The organism is Starkeya nomas, from assembly GCF_902703545.1.
GTDB classification, from domain to species: Bacteria; Pseudomonadota; Alphaproteobacteria; order Rhizobiales; family Xanthobacteraceae; genus Ancylobacter; species Ancylobacter moscoviensis.
Map to the genome: position 1 here is coordinate 2,846,258 of NZ_CACSAS010000001.1, position 7,251 is coordinate 2,853,508.

General features: G+C 67.8%; 5 protein-coding genes, 1 tRNA gene and 1 rRNA gene. 5 read left to right on the top strand and 2 right to left on the bottom strand.

Going from position 1 to position 7,251, the window contains the following annotated elements:
- The first annotated feature begins 12 nt into the window (after positions 1–12).
- Complete coding sequence (locus tag STARVERO_RS13625; protein WP_159599433.1) at positions 13–942, top strand: LysR substrate-binding domain-containing protein; 930 nt, start codon at positions 13–15, stop codon at positions 940–942.
- A gap of 417 nt (positions 943–1,359) precedes the next feature.
- Here the strand turns inward: STARVERO_RS13625 and STARVERO_RS13630 are convergent.
- Positions 1,360–1,436, bottom strand: a tRNA-Met gene (locus STARVERO_RS13630).
- Positions 1,437–1,593: 157 nt separating this feature from the next.
- On the opposite strand from STARVERO_RS13630, the gene STARVERO_RS13635 reads away from it, so the two are divergent.
- The 4 genes from STARVERO_RS13635 to STARVERO_RS13650 all read left to right on the top strand — a co-directional run bounded on the left by STARVERO_RS13635 (position 1,594) and on the right by STARVERO_RS13650 (position 6,976).
- Positions 1,594–2,529: a CHAD domain-containing protein gene (locus STARVERO_RS13635; RefSeq protein ID WP_159599435.1), complete on the top strand. Its 936-nt coding sequence runs from the start codon at positions 1,594–1,596 to the stop codon at positions 2,527–2,529.
- An 83-nt stretch (positions 2,530–2,612) separates the two neighbouring features.
- Positions 2,613–3,524 carry a LysR family transcriptional regulator gene (locus tag STARVERO_RS13640; RefSeq protein WP_159599437.1) on the top strand — a complete coding sequence of 304 codons (912 nt, stop codon included), beginning with the start codon at positions 2,613–2,615 and terminating at the stop codon, positions 3,522–3,524.
- 277 nt (positions 3,525–3,801) lie between these two features.
- Positions 3,802–5,007 carry an NAD-dependent formate dehydrogenase gene (locus STARVERO_RS13645; protein WP_159599443.1) on the top strand — a complete coding sequence of 402 codons (1,206 nt, stop codon included), beginning with the start codon at positions 3,802–3,804 and terminating at the stop codon, positions 5,005–5,007.
- A 142-nt stretch (positions 5,008–5,149) separates the two neighbouring features.
- The gene (locus tag STARVERO_RS13650; RefSeq protein WP_210253539.1) at positions 5,150–6,976 is read left to right on the top strand and encodes a bifunctional protein-serine/threonine kinase/phosphatase; all 1,827 of its coding nucleotides are present in this window, start codon (positions 5,150–5,152) and stop codon (positions 6,974–6,976) included.
- 148 nt (positions 6,977–7,124) lie between these two features.
- Here STARVERO_RS13650 and rrf read toward each other — a convergent pair.
- A 5S ribosomal RNA gene (rrf, locus tag STARVERO_RS13655) occupies positions 7,125–7,239 on the bottom strand.
- Between the last annotated feature and the right edge of the window lie 12 nt (positions 7,240–7,251).

Consider the following 7,251-nt stretch of genomic DNA (forward strand, 5'->3'; position numbering starts at 1 on the left):
AGAAAAACTCACATGAAAGGCCCTTCGAAGAACCGGCCGCTGCCGCCCCTGAACGCCATCCGCGCGTTTGAGGCAGCTGCGCGCCGGTCGAGTTTCAAGGACGCCGCGGCGGAGCTCGGCGTGACGCATGGCGCGATCAGCCGGCAGGTACGGCTGCTGGAAGAATGGCTCGGCCCGCCGGCGCTGTTCCGCCGCCTGAGCCACGGGGTCGCCCTGACTCCCGAGGGCCGGGCGCTGCTGGCCGAAATCCAGCCCGCGCTGGAGCGCATCGCCCGGGCCGCGGCAGTGCACGGCCGGGGCACCAGCGGCACCGTCGTGCTCAGGGTCAATGCCCTCGCCACCTTCAGCCTGCGCTGGCTGGTGCCGAAACTCGGCCGGCTACGGGAGGCGCATCCCGACATCGAGATCGAGCTGACGACCGGCGGCGAGCCGGTGGACGGGCTGGCCGGCGACTACGACCTGATCATTCGCGGCGGGCCGGATGCCTTCCACGGCTTCGAGGCGCGCCTGCTGCTGCCGGAAGAACGGCTCCCCGCCTGCAGCCCCGCGCTGCTGCGACGCCAACCGCTGGAAGAGGTGGGGGACCTCGCGCGGCACACGCTTCTGCATGTCGCCAGCATGCCGCGGCTTTGGCGCGACTGGCTGGCGAAGGCTGGGCACGGCTCTCTGGAACCGGCGGCCACGCTGATGCTCGACCACTTCTACCTCTCGATCCAGGCCGCCGTGGACGGGCTTGGCGTGGCGATGGCGCCCTCCACCCTGATCGAGGACGATTTGCGCGCGGGGCGGCTGGTGACGCCCTTCCCGGACATCTCGCTGCCGTCGCGCAGCTATTTTGCGTACACGCCTCTCGACTCGCCTCTGCGCGCCGCCAGCGACAGAGTCTGCGGGTGGATCGAGGGGTTCGACAGCACACCCCTGACGCAGATCGGTGCCCCGTAGAGATCGATCACCGTCGTGGCGTTGTTTGAATGTCCGCTTCCCGGCAGAGCGCTCACGACCGCTTCTGGCGCGGAGCGGAAACAGCTCCCTGCCAGCGGGCCGCGGGAAAGTCCCTCCTAGACGTCCCGGCACCAGCCTCCGATTAGTACTACGGCTGCTCCGAAACGTCGTGGTTCCTTCCATCCGGTTGGTGTGACCGGAAACGAGGCCATCCGTTTTTTGGCTAACGCCTCGAGCTTTCGGATAAAATCGGCCCGACTTGGCGGTGGCGGCTTTCCTCACCGCATATTGGTTGCAGGGGGCACGCCACCTGATTTGAACCTGCGATGCCAAGTGATTGATTTTGCTGGATCGAAACAGGGCATAAAAACAAAACCCCAGCAACTCATTGAGTTTGCTGGGGTCTTTGGTTCGAACTGGTTGCGGGGGCAGGATTTGAACCTGCGGCCTTCAGGTTATGAGCCTGACGAGCTACCGGGCTGCTCCACCCCGCGTCAGAGACGGCTGTGCGGCCGCAATGGCCTGCCGATGGCGGGTATCTAGCAATCCGGATGGCCAAATGAAAGGGGGCCGGGTTAAATTTTGTCATCGGATCGTCGCGCGATGCGTGGAAAAGTCCGGCAAGAGCTTGGACGCACAAGGATTTTCTCGATGCCGGAAAACCTGGGCCCGTCCCGCCCCAACGCTGTGGATGCGGCGGCCGATGCCGCGCGCCGGCCCGCCGGCCCACTCGATGCCTCGCTCGCGCAGGCCAGCGGCGAAGCGCTGGCGGCGCTCGCGACCGCCAATCCCGAGCGCGCCGTTCACGATCTGCGCAAGGCATTCAAGAGGTTGCGGGCATTGCTGCGCCTCGCCCAGGCCAGCGAGGACAAGGCGGTCGCCGCCGAGGCCCGCCGGCTGCGGCGCGCCCTGGCCGGGGACGCCCGGCAGCTGGCCGGTGCGCGCGACGTCTCCGCGCGGCGGGCGGCGCTGGACGATCTCCAGGCCAAGGGGCACCTCTCGGCTCCCCAGCGCCGCGCGGCCGGTCGCTCCCTCACGCCACCCGCGCGGCAGGATCGCGAAGGTGCCGATGCCGGCCTGTCGCCGCACCGTGCCGGTCTCGCCGCACGGCTCGCCGAACTCTCAGCCGCAGCTCCACAGCTCGGCGCCGCACTTCACGGCAAGAGCCTCGTCGCCGCCCTCACGGCGGAATACGGCAAGGCACGCCGTCTCGGCCGCAAGGCCGACCCGGAGGACGAGATCGGGCTGCACGAACTGCGCAAGGCCGTCGTCGCGCAGCGCTACCAGATGGAACTGCTCGTCCCCGCCTGGCCGGCGCTCGGCGCCGCCTGGGTGGCGGAGCTGCAGCGCCTGCGCGACAAGCTCGGCAAGCATCACGACCTCTGCGTGCTGCGCGCACGGCTCGATGAACGCATCTCGTCCCGCCCCCCCGCCTGGCGCGCGCCGCTGATCGAAGCGATCGGCGCACGGCAGCTCAAGCTGGCCCACTCGGCGCTGCGTCTGCACGGCCGGCTTTTCACGGAGACGCCGAAGGCCTTTCGCCGGCGCATCGCGAGCTATATGTCTGCTGTATCCGACGGGAAATAGCGATCCGTCCCCATGCCTGCCCTGCCCTCTGCGCCGCCGGCGCAAAGGCATGGGCACCGGAAAGGGAAAGGCCCGAAGCGCCGATGTTCGTCCGGCAGATGCACTATCTGGTCGCCCTCGCGCGCGAGAAGCATTTCGGCCGGGCCGCGGAGGCCTGCCACGTCACCCAGCCGACCCTGTCCGCCGGCATCCGCAAGCTGGAGCAGGAACTGGGCATGCCCATCGTGGTACGCGGCCATCGCTTTCTCGGCTTCACGGTGGAAGGCGAGCGGGTGCTCGGCTGGGCCCGGCAGATCGCGGCCGATTACGAGAGCCTGAAGCAGGAACGGGTGGAAACCGGGGGGCGGCTCTCCGGCACGCTGCGCGTCGGCGCCATTCCCGCCGCGACCGCCGCCGCTCCCGCGATCCTCGGTCCCTTCCGCAACCGGCATCCGGAGGTGAAGGTGCAAATGCTGACGCTCAGCTCGGCGGCGATCCAGCGTGGCCTCGACGAGATGGAGCTCGACGCCGGCATCACCTATCTGGAGAACGAGCCGCTCAACCGCGTACGTCGGCTCGACCTCTATCTGGAGCACTATGTCTTCGTCACCCGGCCGGACGAGCCGCTGGCCCGCCGGCGCAGCCTGCGCTGGGCGGAGGCCGCGGCGCAGCCGCTCTGCCTGCTCACGCCGGACATGCAGAACCGCCGTATCATCGATCATGTGCTCGCGGAGGCCGGCATCGTCGTGCAGCCGGCCATCGAGACCAACTCCTTCATGGGCGTGTGGTCCTTCGTGCGGCGCGGCCCGTGGACCTGCATCGTGCCGGAGGCAAGCTTCCGGGGCCTGGGCGACACGGCCGACCTCGTGGCGATCCCGCTCATCGAGCCCGCGCACGTCCAGCCCGTCGGCCTGGTGCTCTCGGACCGCGACCCGCTGAGCCCGGTGGCCGGCGCGCTGCTGAAGCTGGCGCGGGATCTGGGTCGCGACAAGTTGATTGAGAAAAATTTCAAGTAACGCCCGTTTCATTGTCCGCATCTATCAATTGTTCGCCGCTTTCAATTTGAAACCCGGCGCCCGTCCGCCCAGACTTCAGGGGTCGGCAGCGAAGCGGCGCAAAGCCAGTCCGCGCGCGGAGCCGATGTGGAGAACGCCCGTCGCGCCCGTGCATCGCCCGGAAAGCGGCATCCCGAACAGAGAGACCGCGCCGTGGCGAACGCCCCGGATGCGCGTGCGATCTGCCGCCACGTGCGGCGGGGACGTTCCCGCTCAACCTTGGAGAGGAGATGCCCGCATGGCAAAGGTCCTGTGCGTTCTTTACGATGATCCGGTCGACGGCTACCCGAAGACCTATGCCCGCGACGATCTTCCGAAGATCGACCACTATCCGGGCGGCCAGACCTTGCCGACGCCGAAGGCCATCGACTTCACGCCCGGGCAGCTGCTCGGCTCCGTCTCCGGCGAGCTCGGCCTGCGCAAATATCTCGAATCCAACGGCCACACCCTGGTCGTGACCTCCGACAAGGACGGCCCCGACTCGGTGTTCGAGCGCGAGCTGGTCGATGCGGATGTCGTCATCTCCCAGCCCTTCTGGCCGGCCTATCTGACGCCCGAGCGCATCGCCAAGGCCAAGAACCTGAAGCTCGCGCTCACCGCCGGCATCGGTTCCGACCACGTCGATCTTCAGTCGGCTATCGACCGTAACGTCACCGTGGCGGAAGTCACCTACTGCAACTCGATCAGCGTCGCCGAGCATGTGGTGATGATGATCCTGTCGCTGGTGCGCAACTATCTGCCCTCGCACGAATGGGCGCGGAAGGGCGGCTGGAACATCGCCGACTGCGTGTCCCACGCCTACGACCTCGAGGCGATGCATGTCGGCACCGTGGCCGCCGGCCGCATCGGTCTCGCGGTGCTGCGCCGTCTGGCGCCGTTCGACGTGCACCTGCACTACACCGACCGTCACCGCCTGCCGGAATCGGTCGAGAAGGAGCTCAACCTCACCTGGCACGCGACCCGCGAGGACATGTATCCGGTTTGCGACGTGGTGACGCTGAACTGCCCGCTGCACCCCGAAACCGAGCACATGATCAATGACGAGACGCTGAAGCTGTTCAAGCGCGGCGCCTACATCGTCAACACCGCTCGCGGCAAGCTGTGCGACCGCGATGCCGTGGCACGTGCGCTCGAATCCGGCCGGCTGGCCGGCTATGCCGGCGACGTGTGGTTCCCGCAGCCGGCGCCGAAGGACCACCCCTGGCGGACGATGCCCTATAACGGCATGACCCCGCACATCTCCGGCACCACGCTGACCGCGCAGGCGCGTTATGCGGCGGGCACCCGCGAGATCCTGGAGTGCTTCTTCGAGGGCCGTCCGATCCGCGACGAATACCTCATCGTGCAGGGCGGCGCTCTTGCCGGCACCGGTGCGCATTCCTACTCGAAGGGCAATGCCACCGGCGGTTCGGAAGAGGCCGCCAAGTTCAAGAAGGCGGTCTGAGCCTTCTCCGCTTCCCAAGGCGTATCGGCTGGTGCCGCGAACGCCGGCCCCTCTCGACGCCAGAACTGGCGCCCCGCGACGAGCGGGGCGCCTTTTGTTTGAGCCCGCCGCCAAGCCGGGGGCATTTCGAACGGGTTCGCCGATGCCGTCCTCTCGCCTACTGCTCGACATTCCATCCCGTTGGAACCGGCGGGTGGCCCTGCCCTATCTGGTAGAGCCGCCGCCGGCGGCCGGCCGGGTGCTGCCCAACGGCATGACTGTCGCTACCGACGAGACCCGCCCGACCCTGTTTTTCAAGCTCACACCCTGGAAGAGTGCCGCGCTGGCCTTCAACGAGCTCGACATCTATGCGCGGATGCCGCCGCTCGACGAGGCTTCCGGCGTGGTACGGCTTCTCGGCGTCGGCGGGACGAGCGGCCATCTGGTCCGCGCCATGGAACGCTCCTGTCCCGGCGCACTCGATCGGCTGTTGTTCGACAAGGCCCGAGGCGACAGCGGTGCGATGGATGCCGAACTCGTGCGCACCTTGCTCGCTCCCATCGCCGAAGCGATGGCCGGGCTGCACGCCATGAATCTCGTTCACCGCGACCTCAAGGCCGAAAATATCCTGATGTTTGGCGAAGCTGGCGGTTCCGACATCCGCTCGCTGCGGCCGAAGATCTCCGATTTCGACCGGGCCGTGGAACTGGGGCCGGGATGCTCGCTCGAGAAGCCGGTCGGCTCGCCGTTCCACATGGCGCCGGAACTGCTGGCGTGGAAGCCCTATGACCGGAAGGTCGATATCTACGCCTTTGGAATCCTGATGTTCGAAGTCGCGCATGGCGGCGCGCGCCCGCACCTCAATGTCGGCACCGCCATGCCGGGCTCCCTGTCCCGGGCCGAATTCGCCGGCAAGGTCGTCGACGAGGAGTTGCGTCCCCAGTGGCGGCACATGGACGACTCCCTCCGGCGGCTCGCCTTTCGCTGCTGGGCAAGCGCCCCGGACGAGCGACCCGACTTCGAGGAGATTGCCCGTCTTCTCGCGCCGCCCCGGCCGCGGGCCACCTCCCCCGGCCGTCCCGGCCGCGAGCCCTGTCGGGATGTGCCCGATATTTTCGCGGATGTCGGCCTGGCAAGCCACATCGGCAAGGCTCGCTCCGCCATGGAGGACGCCGTTGCCGTCATCGAGACGCCGGACGTGCTCGTCGCCGGCCTATTCGACGGCTTTCGCGGCGGTCATGTCAGCGAGTTCTGCGCGCGGCAGCTTCCCATGACGCTGATCGCGGAGATGGCCGCAACCGGCGGAGACGCCTGGTCGGCGATGCATGCCGCCTTCGCCGCCGTGGAGGCGAGGCTGGACGCGACCGATTTCGCCGCCGCGTGCGGCAGTACCGCCGTCGCCGCGCTGCTGCGGGAGGACGACCTCACGATCGCCTGGCTGGGGGACTCTCCGGCCTATCTGCTGAGGAAACGCCCGGAGGGAACGGATGCCGTCGTAATCCCTCTCGTCGATGGGCATCGCCCCGACCGCGCGGACGAAGCAATGCGGGTGACGAATGCCGGAGGCGTCATCGAGAGGGAAAGGCGCTGGCTGGACAATGGCGAGGCGGTTCCCTGGGGGTCGCTCCGTGTCTTCGCCGGGAGCCAAGCCGCCCATGGCGCCGGCCTCGCCATCTCGCGGGCCTTCGGGGCGACGGCGTTCAAGCCGGCGATCGGCAGCGAGCCGGAAGTGCTCCGGCTCGAGAGGCGGGAGGACGACCTGTTCCTGATGCTGGCCAGCGACGGTGTGCCCGATGTCCTCGACGCCGAGGCGGCGTCCAGGCTCATCCTCTCGGCCAGCTCGGCCCAAGAGGCGGCGGACGCGGTCATCAGTGCCGTGCTGCAGAACGGCGCGCCGGACAATGCCAGCGTGGTTGTGGTGGACCTGAGGAGATCGGCCCCTCGCGGTCGACGCCTCCCAGACTGCCGCACCACCCCTTCCGTCGGTTAGGCCCTGGGCGCGACGGCGCGCCTGGGTTGTGTTTTCCGGGGGTGTTGATGCGGCAACATCTCTTTGAACGCAAAAACGCCGCCCTGGCGGTTAGTCCGGGGCGGCGTTTTTGTTGGATTTCGTATTGAAGCGATGCTGTTCTTTGCAAGCCTGGCAGCGACCTACTCTCCCAGGTCTTGAGACATAGTACCATCGGCGCTGAGGAGTTTAACGGCCGAGTTCGGGATGGGATCGGGTTCAGGCTCCTCGCAATGGCCACCAGGCCGGCAAAGGAC